This window comes from Nostoc sp. JL33 (assembly GCF_017114985.1).
Taxonomy (GTDB): Bacteria; Cyanobacteriota; Cyanobacteriia; order Cyanobacteriales; family Nostocaceae; genus Nostoc.
In genome coordinates this window covers 1-15,701 of sequence record NZ_JABXKP010000077.1, presented here as the reverse complement: position 1 = coordinate 15,701, position 15,701 = coordinate 1, and the positions used below count along the sequence as shown (strand labels likewise).

The 15,701-nt window shown below is 43.8% G+C and carries 14 protein-coding genes; 2 read left to right on the top strand and 12 right to left on the bottom strand.

Annotated features, from left to right (window positions below; all coding sequences use genetic code 11):
* Positions 1–158 precede the first annotated feature (158 nt).
* Positions 159–371 carry a hypothetical protein gene (locus HWQ23_RS22265; protein WP_292832919.1) on the top strand — a complete coding sequence of 71 codons (213 nt, stop codon included), beginning with the start codon at positions 159–161 and terminating at the stop codon, positions 369–371.
* Positions 372–501: 130 nt separating this feature from the next.
* Here the strand turns inward: HWQ23_RS22265 and HWQ23_RS33475 are convergent, their stop codons facing one another.
* From HWQ23_RS33475 to HWQ23_RS22200, 12 genes are all read right to left on the bottom strand, one after another.
* Positions 502–1,725 (bottom strand): sensor domain-containing diguanylate cyclase, encoded by a 1,224-nt coding sequence (locus HWQ23_RS33475; protein WP_365742309.1) that lies wholly within the window; start codon positions 1,723–1,725, stop codon positions 502–504.
* Between the two features lie 992 nt (positions 1,726–2,717).
* A complete protein-coding gene (locus HWQ23_RS22250) occupies positions 2,718–2,948 on the bottom strand; it encodes a DUF6737 family protein (protein WP_292832916.1) in 231 nt (76 codons plus the stop codon).
* A gap of 355 nt (positions 2,949–3,303) precedes the next feature.
* Positions 3,304–4,272 carry a TauD/TfdA dioxygenase family protein gene (locus HWQ23_RS22245; RefSeq protein WP_292832913.1) on the bottom strand — a complete coding sequence of 323 codons (969 nt, stop codon included), beginning with the start codon at positions 4,270–4,272 and terminating at the stop codon, positions 3,304–3,306.
* Between the two features lie 283 nt (positions 4,273–4,555).
* Entirely contained in the window at positions 4,556–6,592 is a 2,037-nt protein-coding gene (ligA, locus tag HWQ23_RS22240) for an NAD-dependent DNA ligase LigA (RefSeq protein WP_292832910.1), read from the bottom strand.
* A gap of 242 nt (positions 6,593–6,834) precedes the next feature.
* Positions 6,835–7,239 (bottom strand): peptidoglycan-binding domain-containing protein, encoded by a 405-nt coding sequence (locus tag HWQ23_RS22235; RefSeq protein WP_292832907.1) that lies wholly within the window; start codon positions 7,237–7,239, stop codon positions 6,835–6,837.
* Positions 7,240–7,674: 435 nt separating this feature from the next.
* Positions 7,675–9,042, bottom strand: a complete 1,368-nt coding sequence (locus tag HWQ23_RS22230) for an NAD(P)/FAD-dependent oxidoreductase (protein WP_292832904.1) — start codon at positions 9,040–9,042, stop codon at positions 7,675–7,677.
* A 50-nt stretch (positions 9,043–9,092) separates the two neighbouring features.
* Positions 9,093–9,338, bottom strand: coding sequence for a hypothetical protein (locus HWQ23_RS22225; protein ID WP_292832901.1), 246 nt, complete (start codon positions 9,336–9,338; stop codon positions 9,093–9,095).
* A gap of 38 nt (positions 9,339–9,376) precedes the next feature.
* Positions 9,377–10,042 (bottom strand): cytochrome c oxidase subunit 3, encoded by a 666-nt coding sequence (locus HWQ23_RS22220; protein WP_292832898.1) that lies wholly within the window; start codon positions 10,040–10,042, stop codon positions 9,377–9,379.
* Positions 10,043–10,098: 56 nt separating this feature from the next.
* Positions 10,099–11,754 carry a cytochrome c oxidase subunit I gene (locus HWQ23_RS22215; protein WP_292832896.1) on the bottom strand — a complete coding sequence of 552 codons (1,656 nt, stop codon included), beginning with the start codon at positions 11,752–11,754 and terminating at the stop codon, positions 10,099–10,101.
* Positions 11,744–12,667: a cytochrome c oxidase subunit II gene (locus tag HWQ23_RS22210; protein WP_292832893.1), complete on the bottom strand. Its 924-nt coding sequence runs from the start codon at positions 12,665–12,667 to the stop codon at positions 11,744–11,746. Before HWQ23_RS22210 ends, HWQ23_RS22215 begins: the two co-directional genes overlap by 11 nt.
* 153 nt (positions 12,668–12,820) lie before the next feature.
* Positions 12,821–13,426 (bottom strand): DUF2231 domain-containing protein, encoded by a 606-nt coding sequence (locus tag HWQ23_RS22205; protein WP_292832890.1) that lies wholly within the window; start codon positions 13,424–13,426, stop codon positions 12,821–12,823.
* Positions 13,423–13,917 (bottom strand): DUF2231 domain-containing protein, encoded by a 495-nt coding sequence (locus tag HWQ23_RS22200; RefSeq protein ID WP_292832887.1) that lies wholly within the window; start codon positions 13,915–13,917, stop codon positions 13,423–13,425. The genes HWQ23_RS22205 and HWQ23_RS22200 overlap by 4 nt, the downstream gene beginning before the upstream one ends.
* Before the next feature lie 1,314 nt (positions 13,918–15,231).
* On the opposite strand from HWQ23_RS22200, the gene HWQ23_RS22195 reads away from it, so the two are divergent.
* Complete coding sequence (locus HWQ23_RS22195; RefSeq protein WP_292832884.1) at positions 15,232–15,648, top strand: hypothetical protein; 417 nt, start codon at positions 15,232–15,234, stop codon at positions 15,646–15,648.
* The last annotated feature ends 53 nt before the right edge of the window (positions 15,649–15,701 follow it).

Sequence of the window (15,701 nt, the reverse complement as noted above, 5' to 3'; positions counted from 1 at the left end):
TTTAAGGCGAGAATATTTTAATTTTTTTCGCTTGACTTCGGGCGAGGTTTTAACCAATATTCAGACGCTTGCAGACTCGCTATCGCTCCGCTATCACCCACTCGTACAGAATTCATACGCTCATTCTGACTCCTGAGTTCTGAATTCTTCTTATAAAAATGCTCGAACGGGCTGTAAATGTTCTCAATAACCAAAAGAAACCTAACGTCAGCCTTCTTTTGCCAATTGTGCGACTTTATGCAAAAGCCGGACGCATTGATGTTGCTCGTCAGCTGATGACAAAGTTTCTGAATCCGATTTCATCTAATGATGTCTCTTGGCGACAAGAACTTCAGCAATATGTGGATTGCCACCAGAAAGCTTTTTTATAAATCTAGACCAAAGTTATAAACAAGTCGCTTAAATCCAGCAATGCCAGGCATCTTCGAGATTTATTTATTATTTAATTTCAACTCTCTTCCCATCCGATTGGAGTTTTCAAACCGAGTTTCCCCGCTCCCTTTATGCAATAGATTGCCGCTTGAGACGCTTATGAGCGTACATTAATTCGTCAGACCTGGCGATTAGTTCTTCTAGTGACATATTGCTTTCTGGTGAGTAACGCTCTATCCCTATACTCATCGAAAGTTCATAACTATGGTTTTGCTGTTGATTAAAGTTGGCGATATTTGCTTGCAGACACCCTTGGATGCTATCAGCGTCCTGAAAGTAGCTGGAGATGAAAACAATGAACTCATCTCCACCTAAGCGGGCAACAATATCCGGCTTCGGAAAACTTTGCTTGAGTAATTGAGCAGCATCAACAATCAAGGCATCTCCCATATCGTGACCAAGGGTGTCGTTAATCAGTTTTAGCCCATCTAAATCAATGAAGATCACCCAGCAGAAAACTTTCATGGAGTGAATAATTTTTAACTGTTGTTCAGCCAACAAAAAGAAGCCACGTCGGTTATGCAAACCTGTTAGTTCATCGGTCAGCGATAAGTGCCTTACTTCCATCTCTGCTTGTTTGCGGTTGCGAACTTCCTGAATCAGTTCCATCTGAGCGATCACCTGCCGAGTAAGGCGGCGCAGTGCATCCAACTGCTGGGAACTTAGGAAACGAGGAATGGTATCGATCACACACAACGCTCCGATGGCAAAACCATTGGGTGTAATTAGTGGGGCACCAGCATAAAAACGAATTTTGGGATTACCTTGGACTAGGGGATTGTTATTAAAGCGATCGTCCTTGAGCGCGTTGGGAACCACTAATATATCGTCTGGTTGAAGAATAGTATGGGCACAAAAACCGAACTCTCTGGGTGTTTCCCTACCTTCTAGTCCAACCTGAGATTTAAACCATTGGCGATCGGTATCTACTAAGCTAATTAAAGCAATTGGAGTCTTACAAATGTAGGCAGCAAGAGCAGTTAGGTCATCAAATGCTTGTTCGGGTAGGGTATCCAGAATATTGTAGTCCGCCAATGCTTTGAGCCTTTCTGCTTCATTTTCAGGTAGAGGAACAGCTTGCGTTTTCACAGATGAGTGTCTGAGCTTTAGCCAGGAAAGTCTGGTATGCTGGAAATTTTGCAACAACCACCGCAACAACCACTGGACTACCTTTTCAGCATCAAGGCTGCGTGATCTAAACATCTGTGCAACAAAAATGAACATTCGGTTGAATAAACAGAAATATTCTATTGCATGATCTTCTTCATGCCTTTGGTTTGCTCTGTTGCTCATATCACCCTAACTTTCACTGTACAAATTACCTAAGTATATAGATGCTTACAAGCTCTTTTGCCCAAAGTCAGGTTGCAAATGATCAGTATATGCGAAAAATTATCAAAGCTTATTATACTGTCAGAGTTCTTCGTCACAACTTGACATTTCTGATAGAATACGCTTGGTGTTAAGGCTAAAACTCCTTGTGAAAGTCAATTTTTTTAACGTAGACGCGGAGCGGTGAAGCAGCGCGGTCTTCTCCCAAAGGGAGAGGCTAGCGCCTTTCCTTCTCTGCGAGAGGCTGCGCCAACGGAACGCTCCGCGTTCGCGGAGCGTCTCGTAGAGAAGGGGGTTTCCCCCATGAGCGACTGCTGTTAGCGAAGCGTTAGCGACGTAGGAGCGTCACCCGTTCGCGTAGCGTCTCCGACAGGAGAAGGGCTTGCCGCAGGCTACCACAGAGGCGCAGAGAACACAGAGAGAAGGAAAAAATGCTTAACTGAACTGTATTGATTTCTGATACCGCTATTTTCTATAGATGCACAGAAGTTCCGAGTGCCGGCTTCCAACCCTCGGAACTTCTCCTTCCCCTATGTTCTCTACCAGAGGCTAGCTTCTTCTCACCGAATTTTAAATTTTGGATAATGGAATTGTTGGCGGAGCCTAAGAAGAGAAGATTCAAAAGCGTTCGACTGAGCGCTCACGCCGTACTCCTTCTCTACGAGACGCTCCGCGAACGGAGAAGCAAGCTACGCGTAGGCGTTCCGCAGGAAAGTCCAAAATTTAAAAAGGTTCCAGAGCAAGCGAATTTAAACGCGAGAATAAATTTAAAATCCAAAATCTAAAATTAAATAACAGAGCTAATGACTTGATTGCTCTTTTCTTTTCTTCAATTCTTTAATTCTTGCATTGTGTGACCGTCTGCTTGAGCGATCGCAGCACGCTAAATCTATTAACACGGTGGAATAATTTTCTCTACCGGGAGCAATTTCCAGTATCAGATCAGGCTCGAATTAGTCTTTATATGACTCCAAAATCCCACTGCGAATCATTAGTTGCGGCCAAAACAACACAAAAAATCCCATCCACGTCACTACAGGGATGGAGACGAGAACTGTTAGCCAGATAGTTTTAAATAGTAACCAGCTACCACCAATCAGTGTTACACCTGTGAGAACTATAGACCAGGGCTGACACCACCAAGGTTTGTAATTCCAGGGACTTAGGGGCTTTTGTTCAGACATTGATAAACTTTCTGCACATCAGATCACTTCTTAAATGTGTTGAATATCAATTTTAACACAAAGTCACACTTAATATAGAGCGCCTAACTCATGACTATAAGTCACGATTGTGCGGCTTGTAGACATCAAGCACGGTATATACAAAACAAAACTTCCACTGGCAAAATCATAAATGCTGATACCAATGGAAGTATGAATATAGCGGTAAACGGGCTAAGAACATATTCCGCAACTCTTACCTATAGCAATCCGAATTGAATTGTGAGAAAATACGGAGATTAAAAGTACGCAGTTATAAGCTTTTCAGACTTTTACTGTCTCACAAATGATTTAGGATTGCCTAGCACTCTGTAGTTTAGGAAAGCACTGGTTCTGCTTCCAATTTCTCGGCTTTGTTCTTCAAGATGGTTGGTAATTCGCTACTGAACGCCTCACCTTCAACCACTTGCGATCGGAAACCATCAACCCCGACTGGAACATCACCCGTAATGGTGGTGCGATAGAGGACGCGCTCGACTTCCAAATGATCCAGATCCTGAGGGGCCAAATGCGCGGTGGCACGGTTGTCCCAGAAGGCAATGTCACCGTTGTTCCAACGGAAGCGGGTGGTGTAGGCGGGCTTGGTGATCTGGTTGAAGAACAACTCAAGCAGAAGGTCGCTCTCTTGTCGTGACACGTCAAGAATGTGCGAGGTGAAGCCAGGGTTCACGTACAATGCGCGTTCACCTGTCTCAGGATGAACCCTGACTACTGGGTGGTGAGAAACTAGTGGATTGGCTGCGATGCGCTGGGCGATCTTGCTGTTGCTGGGGAAATTCAAACGCGCATTGAAGCGATGTTCGGCTTTCAATGTGTCTGCCAGCGCTTTCAGTGGTGCAGACAAACCCTCGTAGGCTGCGACTAGATTAGTCCACTGTGTGTCACCACCAATGCTGGGGACGTTAACCGCACGCAAAATCGACGCCGCAGGCGGGTTGACAACTGCTGTCACATCGGTGTGCCAGCGACTCTCGTAGCTGGAACGCCGTAGACCATTGCGCCGCTCGTAACGGCTGCGGTCAATCGGCAGGATTTCTGAGAAGCCTTCTATCGGCTCATCTTCGTGCGGATGTGCGTAGGTCACTTCGCCGAAACGAGCCGTGAACGCTACCTGTGCAGCATGATCGATGTTCTGACCGCGAAAGAACACGACTTTCCACTTCAATAGTGCTTGACGAATTTCTTTGACTGCATCATCGTGCAAAGGACGCGACAGGTCTACGCCGCTGATTTCGGCACCGATGAAACCGGCTACCTGTTTGACTTCAATGTGTTTGTTGCTCATCTGAATTCTCCATAGGGCGGTGTTCGCACTCGTCCGTTTCCTTTGGTATGTAGCGATTAAGTGCAACCAACATACCAAAGGAAGCGATCGCATCTGAAAAGTATTATACGATAAATCGATAGATTTGCAGTAGTATAAAATTGCCATATTTTAGACTGCCCAAACAACGGTCGGTTTAGCTAAACAAAAAGAAGCCCTACATCCGACCCATTCGCGTAGAGCCTGCCGTAGGCAAAATGTCTTTAATGCAAGAATGCGTGAATGCGTGAATTGTTAACTTGTTTCAATCTTCAACCATCTCCAACAATTGCACCTCGCTTAACTGCGTAATACCCAAGGAGAGCGCTTTTTCTAACTTGGAACCTGCATCTTCTCCTACCACCAAATAATCTGTTTTTTTACTCACTGAATCAGTCACTTTTCCCCCAGCTTTTTGAATCAAAGCCTTCGCCTCATCTCGCTTTAAGGTTGGCAATGTTCCGGTAATTACAAAAGTTTTACCTGCAAACTTTTGATTAGCATCACCAACTGTTTTTGTTGACTCTGTGGCAGCTAATTGCAATCCTTCTGCTTGCAAGCGTTCTATCAAAGTTTGGTTGGCATCAATCCGAAACCACTGATAGACAGATTGGGCAATTTCAGCACCGATACCGTAAATTCCTTCAATATCTGATTGCTTTGCTGTAGCTAACTGGTCTACAGTGAAATATTTCTGAGTCAACAATTGGGCATTCACACTGCCAACGTGACGGATGCCTAAACCATACAATACCCTTGACCAAGGTTGATTTTTTGATTGAGCGATCGCATCGATCAATTTCTCTGCCGACTTTTTCCCCATTCTTTCCAGTGCAGATAATTTCTCTGCTGTCAACTCATATAAATCGGCAACGGAATGTACCAAACCTTTATCAACGAGTTGATACACCAATTTTTCCCCAACGCCTTTAATATCCAAGGCATCACGACTTACCCAATGTTCAATGGAACCTTTAAGAATCGCGGCACAGGAAGCATTGACGCAACGAGTCACCGCCTCACCTGATTCTCGCACCACAGGTTGACCACAAACTGGGCAATCGGTGGGCATAACAAAAGGTTCGGTGTCAGTGGGACGGAGTTCTTTTAATACCCTCACCACTTCTGGGATAATTTCCCCAGCTTTGCGGACAATGACAGTATCACCAATGCGGATGTCTAATTGAGCAATGCGATCGCTATTATGTAAAGTTGCGCGGGAAACTGTTGTTCCCGCCAGTTGCACAGGGCGCATCTCGGCTAACGGTGTTAACGCCCCGGTTCGTCCCACATTCACGGCAATATTTTCCACACGGGTAGGTGCTTCTTCGGCTGCGTATTTCAAAGCGATCGCCCAGCGAGGAAATTTTTGTGTAAACCCTAGCTGTTCCTGAAGTTTAAAAGAATTCAGCTTCACTACTACCCCATCAGTCATGTAGGGTAAATTCAGCCGTTCCGTATCCCAGTATTGATAATATTCTGCCACTTCTGCGATCGAGGTACAGAGTTTATGGTTGGGGTTGACTCGAAAACCCATCTTTTTTAACAACTCCAATGCTTCCCATTGGGTATTGGCAATACTGGTGTCATCTCTACCAGGAATGTGCAAAGTGTAGCCAAAAAAATCTAACCGCCGTTTAGCGACAATGCGGGAGTCTAGTTGTCTGAGTGTACCAGCTGCGGCATTACGGGGATTGGCAAATAATTGCTCACCTGCTTTTTGCCTTTCCTCGTTGATTTGTTTAAATACTTCCAACGGCAAAAACCCCTCGCCTCGCACTTCCACCCTTTCCAGAATTTCTAACCCTTCAAAATTCAAACGCAAGGGAATTGAGCGAATTGTCCGCACATTTTGGGTGATATCTTCACCCATCACCCCATCACCTCTAGTTGTCCCCCTAACTAGAATGCCATCTTGATAGGTAAGAGCCAAAGCAGAACCATCAATTTTGAGTTCAGTGACATATTCCACTGAGTCTATTTTAGCTACTTGTCGCCGCCAACGCTGATCCCACCCTTGCAACTCATCGATATTAAAGGCATTCTCCAGACTGTACAAGGGGATATTATGCCGCACTGAGGTAAACTGCGTATGCTTAAGCTCACCTACGCGCTGAGTCGGACTATCGGATGCCGTCAATTCTGGATATTGAATTTCCAGTTGTTGCAATTCTCGATATAGCTGGTCATAGACTGCATCCTCCATAATTGGAGCATCTAAAACGTAATAAGCATAGCTGGCTTGTTGCAATAACTGGCGCAATTCTTCTGTGCGCTTTACTTCAGGCTTAATCTGTGTCATTTTTATAATCAGAATTCAGAACTCAGGAGCCAGAATTCAGTATGAATTCTGTACGAGTGGATGATAGCGCAACGTTAGCTCATCTGGAGCGTGTGAATATTGGTTAAAACCGTACTTCATTCCGCTACGCCCTTTCGCTCCTGGTAGGCGAAACTACTATTAAATATTCCTCCTGATTAAAACTCTATCCCTTTATGAATAGAGTATTCACCAATTCTGAATTCTGTATTCTGACTCCTGATTTATTTCATAGATGCCAAAGTCCGGTGTCCAATTATTCCGTCTGCTCTTAACCCTTTAGACTTCTGATATTTGATCACGGCTGAACGTGTCTTATTATCAAAGACTCCATTCACATTTGCAGTATAGAATCCTTGCTGCTTTAAAGAATTTTGAACAGTTTTGACTGCTTCTCCTCTGCTACCTACTCTCAGTACGTTACTATGGTTTGCCGTACCATTAGACCTATGCTTGGCATGAACTTTTTGGACAGCATTAGGCTTTTTCATAGTGTTGCCAGGCTGGGTATTTTGAGCAACGTAGGAAGCAGTAGTCGGATTGTGGCTTTTATTATTGGTTAAAGAGTAAGCAGGCACAGCAGTAGCTAAAGTCAAGGCAGGGAGCAAAGCAAGTATTTTCCAATTCATCTTTTTGTTCCTTCTAACTATGAGAATTCTTACAATTTGGATTAGAAGAGTCATCCTCATAAGGGTTAGTACCTTATAGTGATTCTTCTCGGTAGACTCTGATGTGTGGGTTTAGTATAGAGCGAGCCTATTTTTTAACCCAGAGCTTTAGCATCACACGTTATATTGACAGAGCTATGGCAAAATTGTGACGAAAGCATGACTAATTCATTTAGAATTGTGTCGCACAATGCCTTACTCTTGATTGCTAAAATACTTCTGTAATTAGCAACATCCCATCGCTGTATACCTGTTTGAATGCAAGAATTTTGAATTACGCCCTGCGGTACTAGTACGCCACGGCGTAAATAGAGCAACCATTTAAAATTACTAAAAAGCCCATTCCATAATACTTTTGACTTTTGATTTTTGATTTTTGACTTACGCCCTGCGGTACTAGTCCCTTTTCTGTTCATCACCTAACATTTTCAATAATTTTCTGGCAACTAAAACGCCCACAACTCCAGCACCAACTAATTCCACCGCTTGCACCACTTTTTTACCTACATCTTGAGGGTCGAGGTGGTGATGAAAAATTTCCTCATCCACCCATTCAGTTGTCGCTTTGAAATCATGAATTGCTGTTGGCAATAGCGTTAAATAAGTGCCGTGACGAATTAAATGTCCGGGTTCGCCTGCAACTTCAAAAACATTGAATAAGTTAGCAGCAGCCTCATTTATCCCCAATTTCAAGAGAGTTCCACGGATGTTAACCTTAGCAGGTTTGGGGTCTTCTCCCAACGCTAATGCTTTCAAATTACTGGCAATATTAGCTCCCTGCTGATAAGCGACTTGAGCTGTAGGTGGTAGCGAATTATCCTGAGCTGCCACACAGTCACCACCTGCAAAAACTTCTGGAAAGTCGAGCAATTGCATGGTAGGAGTAACTAGGAGGCGATCGCCATGATCCCGATGTTCTTTGGGAATTGGTAAATCTTTAATCACTGGATGAGCGGAAGTCCCACCTGTCCAGATTGTAGTATGTGTTGCTAATGTCTCGATTTGATCATTGCGCTTATATTCAATTGCGTTCGGATGAATAGCAGTAGCTTCTGCTCCCGTGAGTATTTCAATTGGCACAGCGCGTTTTTTCAATTCCCTTTCGGCAATTTCACGTAATGGGTCATTCAGATCACCGTTGAGGATTTGTTTACCGTGATTGAGCAGTACCACGCGAATTTCACTTTGATTGCCTCCTAAAGCGCTATACCAATGTGGCAGAAAATCAGCTAAAGTTGCTGCCATCTCTACACCAGAAGCACCACCACCAACTACGACTACTGTTAACAGTTTGCGGCGTTGTTCTAAATCTTCAGTTTGCACTGCTCGTTGTAAACAATCACGTAAATGCCGCTCCAGAGCGATCGCATCTGCTTGCGTCCAGAAAGGAAAGGCATTTTCTTTGGCTCCCTCAACTTGATGATAGCCAGTAACGCTGCCCAAAGCTAATACTAAGTTACTGTAATTGTAGGAGCTTCCTGAAGCTAATTTGACTGCCTTTTGATGCAAGTCTATCGACTGCACTGTATCTTGAACAAAGATGACACCACTACCTTTAAGTAATTCTGAAAAACGTGGTACTACTTGAAAGGCATCCATCTCGCCATCGAAATATTCATAGAGTAACGGCTTAAAGCAAAAGCGTTCGTCTTTATCAATCAAGATCACAGAGCGAGGATAATTTTTGTGAGCTAAGTGCAAGGCTGTAAATAGCCCTGCAAAGCCACCACCGACAATTACAGTTTGATAAACTGGGCTGTTCATAAAATCACTTCCAAATATTGTGACAGGATGTTCAATTAATCAAAGCTGAACTATAGGAATAAAAACAAAGCAATCAAACTAACGCTGAGGATCACAGCCAATCCAATAGCGTATTCAACTCTCTGACTAAAAAATCCCACAGCAGCAACCAAGGCGATCGCTAGCCCAATAATGCCAATATATTGCTCTTTTTGTAAACTATGAGCAATTAGTGGGTCTTTACCTGGTGATGGAGTTTCTTGAACTGCTTTTGGGGCGCGTTCTGACGCTGGTATTTCTTGGATGAATAAATTCATAAAGTTACTCCTGAAAATACTTGGTTAACTGAACAGTTTTATGCCCGCCAAAGATAGAGAAGCGAGAAAAGGAAGACCCAAACTAGATCAACAAAGTGCCAAAATAGAGTAGTCGCACTTGTACCGAAGTGAGTCTGATTATAATTGCCTGGAATGAATGAGCGAATCAGCATAATTATCTGAAGCACAACACCAGCCAGAACGTGTAGACCGTGGAAACCTGTTAGCAAATAAAATGTGGAACCAACTAATCCTGTAGTCAACTTGAAATCGAGATTTTTCCACTCAATTAATAGACCTATCAAGAAGTAGGTTCCCATTGCGATCGTGAGCAGCCACAGCCAGCGAAATTTACTGAGTTGATTACGTCTGAGGGCATTTTCTGCTGGTTGAATTACTAAGCTACTGGAAAGCAGCACCACCGTGTTAATAATCACAAAAGTAGACAATTTCGGCCCGGAAACACCAGATGGTAGCCAGTTAGATGCCGTTAATCGCAGAGCAACATATGTAAGGATAAAACTCAAGAAGATGATGCTCTCTGACAGCAGGAACACGGTAAACCCGAACATCCCTTTACCATGATGATCTTCATGACTCCCACCGCCACTTGGCAGGAAGCGCTGCAACCAATTTGGTAGGCGTCGCCGCCACTGTTCAAAACGGATCGGACTTTCATCTAAATGAATGGGGCGACGTTGCATAACTCGTAACTCGTAATTCGTAATTCGTAATTCGTAATTAAAATTGGTCTAACTCCTTACTCACCGTTATCAGAATTTGCTATTACTGAGTATTTTGGATCGCCGTAGTCGTAAGGGGGTCTTGTGACAATTGGAATCTCTGCAAAGTTCTCTCGCAAAGGTGGTGAAGTGGTTGTCCATTCCAATCCAGTAGCGTGCCAAGGATTATCAACCGCCCTTGGGCCGTATAGCCAAGAACCGACAATATTGGCAATAAAGGGCAGAGTAGATACTCCCAGCAAGAATGCCGCTAGACTAGCGATGACATTCCATCCTTGATACCGTGGATCGTAGGAAGAGACTCGGCGCAACATCCCTTGCAAACCTAACGGGTGCATGGAGAAGAAGGTAATATTGGCAGGGATAAAGGTCAGCCAAAAATGCAGCTTGCCCCAACCTTCAGCGTACATCCTTCCAGTTATTTTGGGAAACCAGAAATAAATGGCTGCGAAGATTGCCATCGTGATGGTGTTGAAGACGATGTAATGGAAGTGACCTACTACAAAATAGGTGTTGTTGACGTGAATATCAAAGGGCGTTGCAGCCAGCATTACACCAGTAACGCCACCGAAAATAAACATCGCTGCTGCTCCCATCGCAAATAGCATTGGTGTTTCTAAATGCAGCTTGCTTTTCCAGATAGTGGCAGTCCAAGCAAATGCTTTCACACCAGTCGGTATGGAAACCAGCATCGATGTAAACATAAAAGTCATCCGCATCCAGCCAGGGGTAGCACTGGTGAACATGTGATGCACCCAAACAAAGATGCTGACAACAGCGATACCTAATGAGGCGATCGCAACTGACCGGTAGCCAAACAGGGGATTCCGGGAAAAGGCTGGCAGAATCTCCGCAATAATACCGAAGGCTGGTAGTGCCATGATATAAACTGCCGGGTGAGAATAGAACCAGAATAAATGTTGGTAAATGATGGGATCGCCACCTTCTTCAGGTTTGAAGAATTGTGTACCGAAAGCGAGGTCAAACAACAGCAGGATCAATGCACCTGTCAAGGCTGGTAAGTTAATTAGCTGCAACAACTGAGCGCTGAGAACCGACCAAACAAATACGGGCATTCGGAAAAACGTCATCCCTGGCGATCGCATCCAAAAGATGGTAGTCACAAAATTCACAGCCCCCATGATCGAGGAGATGCCAATCAATATTAGACTGACGATCCAAATGAATTCACCGTTAATTAGTTGACCGGGCGGAAATTGCAGGCTGACTGGTGGATAAGACCACCAACCGGTCTGTGCAGTCCCATTGGGTAGCAAAAAGCTCGATATTAGCAAAATACCTGCTGGTGGCAGAATCCAAAACGAGATCGCATTAAGTAAAGGAAACGCCATGTCCCGCGCTCCAATCATTAACGGCACTAAGTAGTTAGAAAGTCCGGCATTGAAGGGGATAATCCACAGGAAAATCATGATTGTCCCGTGCATGGTGAACAAGCCGTTGTAAAGGGGGCGATCAACCAGATTTGATTCCGGGGTGAGCAGTTCGGCACGAATGATCATCGCCAACAGCCCGCCAATCAGGAAGAAAATAAACGTCATCACCATGTACTGAACACCGATAACCTTATGGTCGGTGCTGAAGCTGAAATATTGCCGCCAGCCATCAATAGGCTGTTTATCCTCGGCGATCGCTTCACTGAATTCATGTGTCATTACTTACTTTCCTTTTATTCGCTACGGCTCTTGGAGTGGGTGCGACAGTGTACCAGCCGCTTTTAAATAATGTCTTTGGTGCTTGGATATGTTCGGCAACTGCCTGATTTTTTACAACAGTCGTTGGTTCGCTAGCCACTTGGACGAGCCACTGGTTATACGCTTTCAGGGATTCAACGTATATATCTGCCTCCATCAAAGCAAAGTAAGTACCACTAAATTGAGAATCTTTCAGCTTATATTTTCCTGTGCGAGTAGGCGTTAGCACAATATCAATGTCGCGTTTGGGGATAATATCCTGTTTTAAGCGGAACTCAGGGACGTAGAAACCGTGGATTACATCTTGTGCGTGCAGATTCAAGCGGGTGCTACGATCTACTTTTAGGTGTAATTCGTTACTGGTAACATTATTTGGATAGCGGAAAGACCACTCCCACTGTTTAGCGAAAACATCAATAGTTTCAGAAGCCGGTTTGGGAACGTCGCTAACTAGTGCGGCGTCAGCTGGTTCTGATTCTAAGGGCATATGCAAATGCACGATTTGTGCTAAACCCAAGATGTCTAATTGCTGATAAATATTGAAGCTTTGAAAAGCAATCCACAACACCAGCAGAGTCGGGGTTGCTGTCCAGAGAATTTCTAGCCTCACATCGCCTCTAGAGGGGTGTCCTTCGCTGTAGTCATCCTTGGATGCACGAAAGAAAAGTACCGAATACAGCATCATGCCAACCAGCCCAAGCAAGATGAAAGCTCCTATTGAAACTAAGAAGCTAAATAAATCATCTACTTTTTTTGCTTCTGCGGTGGCTTGAAGAGGCATCCAGGATTCGGCTTGCTGTCCAATCCAATGGCTGATAACGAGCAGGACTGCAATATAACCAGCTATTAGTAAATATTCTAAAAATCTAAACATAGCAATTTTTGTCCAAAGTCCAATATGCACTCAACATGTGTTGCACTTTTAATTTACATCCGGTTAATAGCTACAATTCTATTTCTTCTCTACCAGACGCTACGCGAACATTTGGAATTTGGAATTTTGAATTGCTTAGTGCTTCTGGTTTGATTATTTAAGCAGCAAATCAGGATTTGTGCCCTGTTGGAGCAATTTTGCAGCAGTAACGTGAATTCCAAACTCTTCTCCCAATTGCGCTCCCAATGTTCCGTGGACATATAAAATGCCTAGTATCACAATGCCTAGTAATAAATAACTCCACTGCACCTGCCTTGATGAATCTTTGCGCCAGCGATAGCGCTGTAAGCCTCTCCACACAGCCATTGCGACGATGCTCCCCAACAGGAACACGCCACCCAAACCATGCAAAAGCATTGTTAAAGGGGCGCTCAAACCCCAAGCACTTTTTTCATTGACTGGTGGGTTTGCTAGCAGTAGCTCAAAAAATCCCACTGCAACGGTAAAAAAAGTGACCGTTGCCGCCGCCAGCAGATTGTACCACCCGACATCGAAAAGACCCGCACGGATGGCAGGAAGACCTAAAAATTTGAAAATCCGTTTTTCTATAGGAAAGAATGTGCCTGCTATATCAAAGAGGACGGCAATGATGAATAAACCCAGTGTCAGATGCACCAGTTGCGGATGCATTGGGATTTCGTAGGGTAGCCCGTTAGCACCCAACTTCAATCCCAACTGCTCAATGAGCTGCGAGTTCATAGCGATACTCCCTTCTTCATCGCTTCAACGACTGGCTCGACATGCAGCCCGTATACCCAAAATAGCTTGCTCCCCAAATACACTTGCAAGAATACCAGACAAATTAAAAACGTTGTGGCACCCAGATAAGCTGGTGGGACTTTGTGTGGGCTGCGGTTGCGAATCACAAAACGCCAAGCGGCGATCGCCACCACAATAGCCGCAAGTGACCAACCCAAAATAGTATGATAATTCAGCGTTAGCTGTACAGAACCGTAAATGTTTGCTAAACCCGCTTCAAACTGACCAAATATCACTGCTAGAAAAATGGCGATCGCCGCAACAAACATATTCCAGAAACTTACCTCAAATAAACGCACGTTGCGGGTAAAATAGCCGACAACATCGCAGAAGAAAGAAAAAAACACCATCGCAATCACAAAGTGAACGATGATCGGGTGCAGAGGGTCAGGGTACGGTAGATTCTGACTATTGAGCGGCAAGGCAGACATCGCTTTTTCCTCGGTGTATTTAGGCGCTGTGATTACTTATTTTGGTCAAAACCAAATTCAGTATTGACTGTTTAGGGATTTTTAATTTTGCAAATACTTCCAAAAATATAGAATTCCTAACAAGAGATATCTAAAAATATCGGAAAAAACTACTTCCTTAGGGATGAGTTACATAAAAACAAGTAATAACAGCGATCGCTAATCTATACTGATATCCTTTTATCGAGCAGTCAATTCACTCCCCGCCGCCTTTGGGTGAACAACAGTACTATATTCGACAACCTCCGACATTACCAGCCAGCATTCGGTGATAGATAAGCGTGTGCTATTTCACCGTTTATTCATTCAGAAATAAAGGTATTTATTTATAGTAAATAAATAGAAAATCTACTTAAGGGAAGTTAATAGAACCGATAAATTTTATCTAAAATGTGTGGAATGCTAAGGTTAGTTTATACATTAATTAGGCTTTATTGCTTAAGCTTGATTAAGTCAATGCCCAAAAATGCCAAAGCGAGCGTACTGAGCTTTTTTTGTCATTTACTAGCATGTGTCCTTGATCACAATATTAACGTGTTTAACCTCACTGCTAATTCAAACAACTTAGTATCAGCTTTAAGCAAACAATACCCGCCGTTATCAATCGCTTCATACTACGCTAGCTGTCCTAGCTGTTTAAAGATTTAATGTATAAATGGGTTTTAAATATATTTTTTTTGCGAAAAGTCACCTATTAGGTGATTTTTCCGAACATTTAGATTAACAAAGCCCTAAAGTATTTAAATTTCAACTTGCTCAGGGTAAGCTAAACATGTAAGTATCATGTTGGCAAATCTATTCTCATCACTTGCATTTCCTACACTAGAGGAGGTATAATCCAAACGTTAAATGACTTGCTATTGCTATATCTTCCCTTAAAGGTACTAGACACGGCAGGAAAAGAATTCGCTCTGGAATCTTCCAAGTAAACTTAAGCAATATTTGTTTAAGTGGAGTTTTGCTTGATTAGTAAAATCTCCGAAAATTGTGATGTGCTTTATAGTCTTCTAGTTACTGTAGCCTACCCAAAGCTAGCTTTTTAGCGTTCGAGGTTACTTATCTTGAGACTGAGGCTATCCCGCACGCTATCCCCTAGACTCGCAAAACCCTAGAGGAATAACAGCGGGCGCTAATTGCACATTGTCTAGATATCTGATCAACCTTGTAGGGTTAATCGGATATGCAGCTGTGGTCTTTTTGCTGTCAGGCTTTGATCACACGACTGCAATGGATTACGTTTGCCCATAATTTACGACTGATGCAATCTATGCAATTATGTCACACCATTTTATTCAAGACAAGGCTGGTGAACTACCCCGCCGTAAGACGGACGGGGCTTCCCAATTCATCGGGAACAGCCTCCAGAACTCCGTAGTACTAGAAAGTCTGACATTCCCTCCAAGGGCAGGAGTCCTGGTTCCCAAGACCCAAATCTTCTTCCTGCAACATATACCTATTAGCTTGGTTTTCGCTTATGGCATTGATGGTGAAAAACGCGGTCTTGAGGGTTTCCCTCAAAGAGCGATTTTGAACCCGCAGGGTCAAGACCCAATAATTCTACCAGAAAATTTTGGTGCTTCGTCATGCATCCAGTATTTGTTTTTGCTGAAGCAAAAAAAACAATACTGGATGCAATCCTCACTTCGTGACGCTGTTCGCGAACACCCCCCGCTCACAATCCCCACCTTATGAGTACATTGAAGGTGGGGAGTGCGATTCGTTCAGCCTAAATCCATAAGGAGGGA

Excerpts from the sequence above, each read along its gene's own strand:
- HWQ23_RS22265 (WP_292832919.1), top strand. The coding sequence starts at position 159 with ATGCTCGAACGGGCTGTAAATGTTCTCAATAACCAAAAGAAACCTAAC.
- HWQ23_RS33475 (WP_365742309.1), bottom strand. The coding sequence starts at position 1,725 with ATGAGCAACAGAGCAAACCAAAGGCATGAAGAAGATCATGCAATAGAA.
- HWQ23_RS22250 (WP_292832916.1), bottom strand. The coding sequence starts at position 2,948 with ATGTCTGAACAAAAGCCCCTAAGTCCCTGGAATTACAAACCTTGGTGG.
- HWQ23_RS22245 (WP_292832913.1), bottom strand. The coding sequence starts at position 4,272 with ATGAGCAACAAACACATTGAAGTCAAACAGGTAGCCGGTTTCATCGGT.
- ligA (WP_292832910.1), bottom strand. The coding sequence starts at position 6,592 with ATGACACAGATTAAGCCTGAAGTAAAGCGCACAGAAGAATTGCGCCAG.
- HWQ23_RS22235 (WP_292832907.1), bottom strand. The coding sequence starts at position 7,239 with ATGAATTGGAAAATACTTGCTTTGCTCCCTGCCTTGACTTTAGCTACT.
- HWQ23_RS22230 (WP_292832904.1), bottom strand. The coding sequence starts at position 9,042 with ATGAACAGCCCAGTTTATCAAACTGTAATTGTCGGTGGTGGCTTTGCA.
- HWQ23_RS22225 (WP_292832901.1), bottom strand. The coding sequence starts at position 9,338 with ATGAATTTATTCATCCAAGAAATACCAGCGTCAGAACGCGCCCCAAAA.
- HWQ23_RS22220 (WP_292832898.1), bottom strand. The coding sequence starts at position 10,042 with ATGCAACGTCGCCCCATTCATTTAGATGAAAGTCCGATCCGTTTTGAA.
- HWQ23_RS22215 (WP_292832896.1), bottom strand. The coding sequence starts at position 11,754 with ATGACACATGAATTCAGTGAAGCGATCGCCGAGGATAAACAGCCTATT.
- HWQ23_RS22210 (WP_292832893.1), bottom strand. The coding sequence starts at position 12,667 with ATGTTTAGATTTTTAGAATATTTACTAATAGCTGGTTATATTGCAGTC.
- HWQ23_RS22205 (WP_292832890.1), bottom strand. The coding sequence starts at position 13,426 with ATGAACTCGCAGCTCATTGAGCAGTTGGGATTGAAGTTGGGTGCTAAC.
- HWQ23_RS22200 (WP_292832887.1), bottom strand. The coding sequence starts at position 13,917 with ATGTCTGCCTTGCCGCTCAATAGTCAGAATCTACCGTACCCTGACCCT.
- HWQ23_RS22195 (WP_292832884.1), top strand. The coding sequence starts at position 15,232 with ATGTCACACCATTTTATTCAAGACAAGGCTGGTGAACTACCCCGCCGT.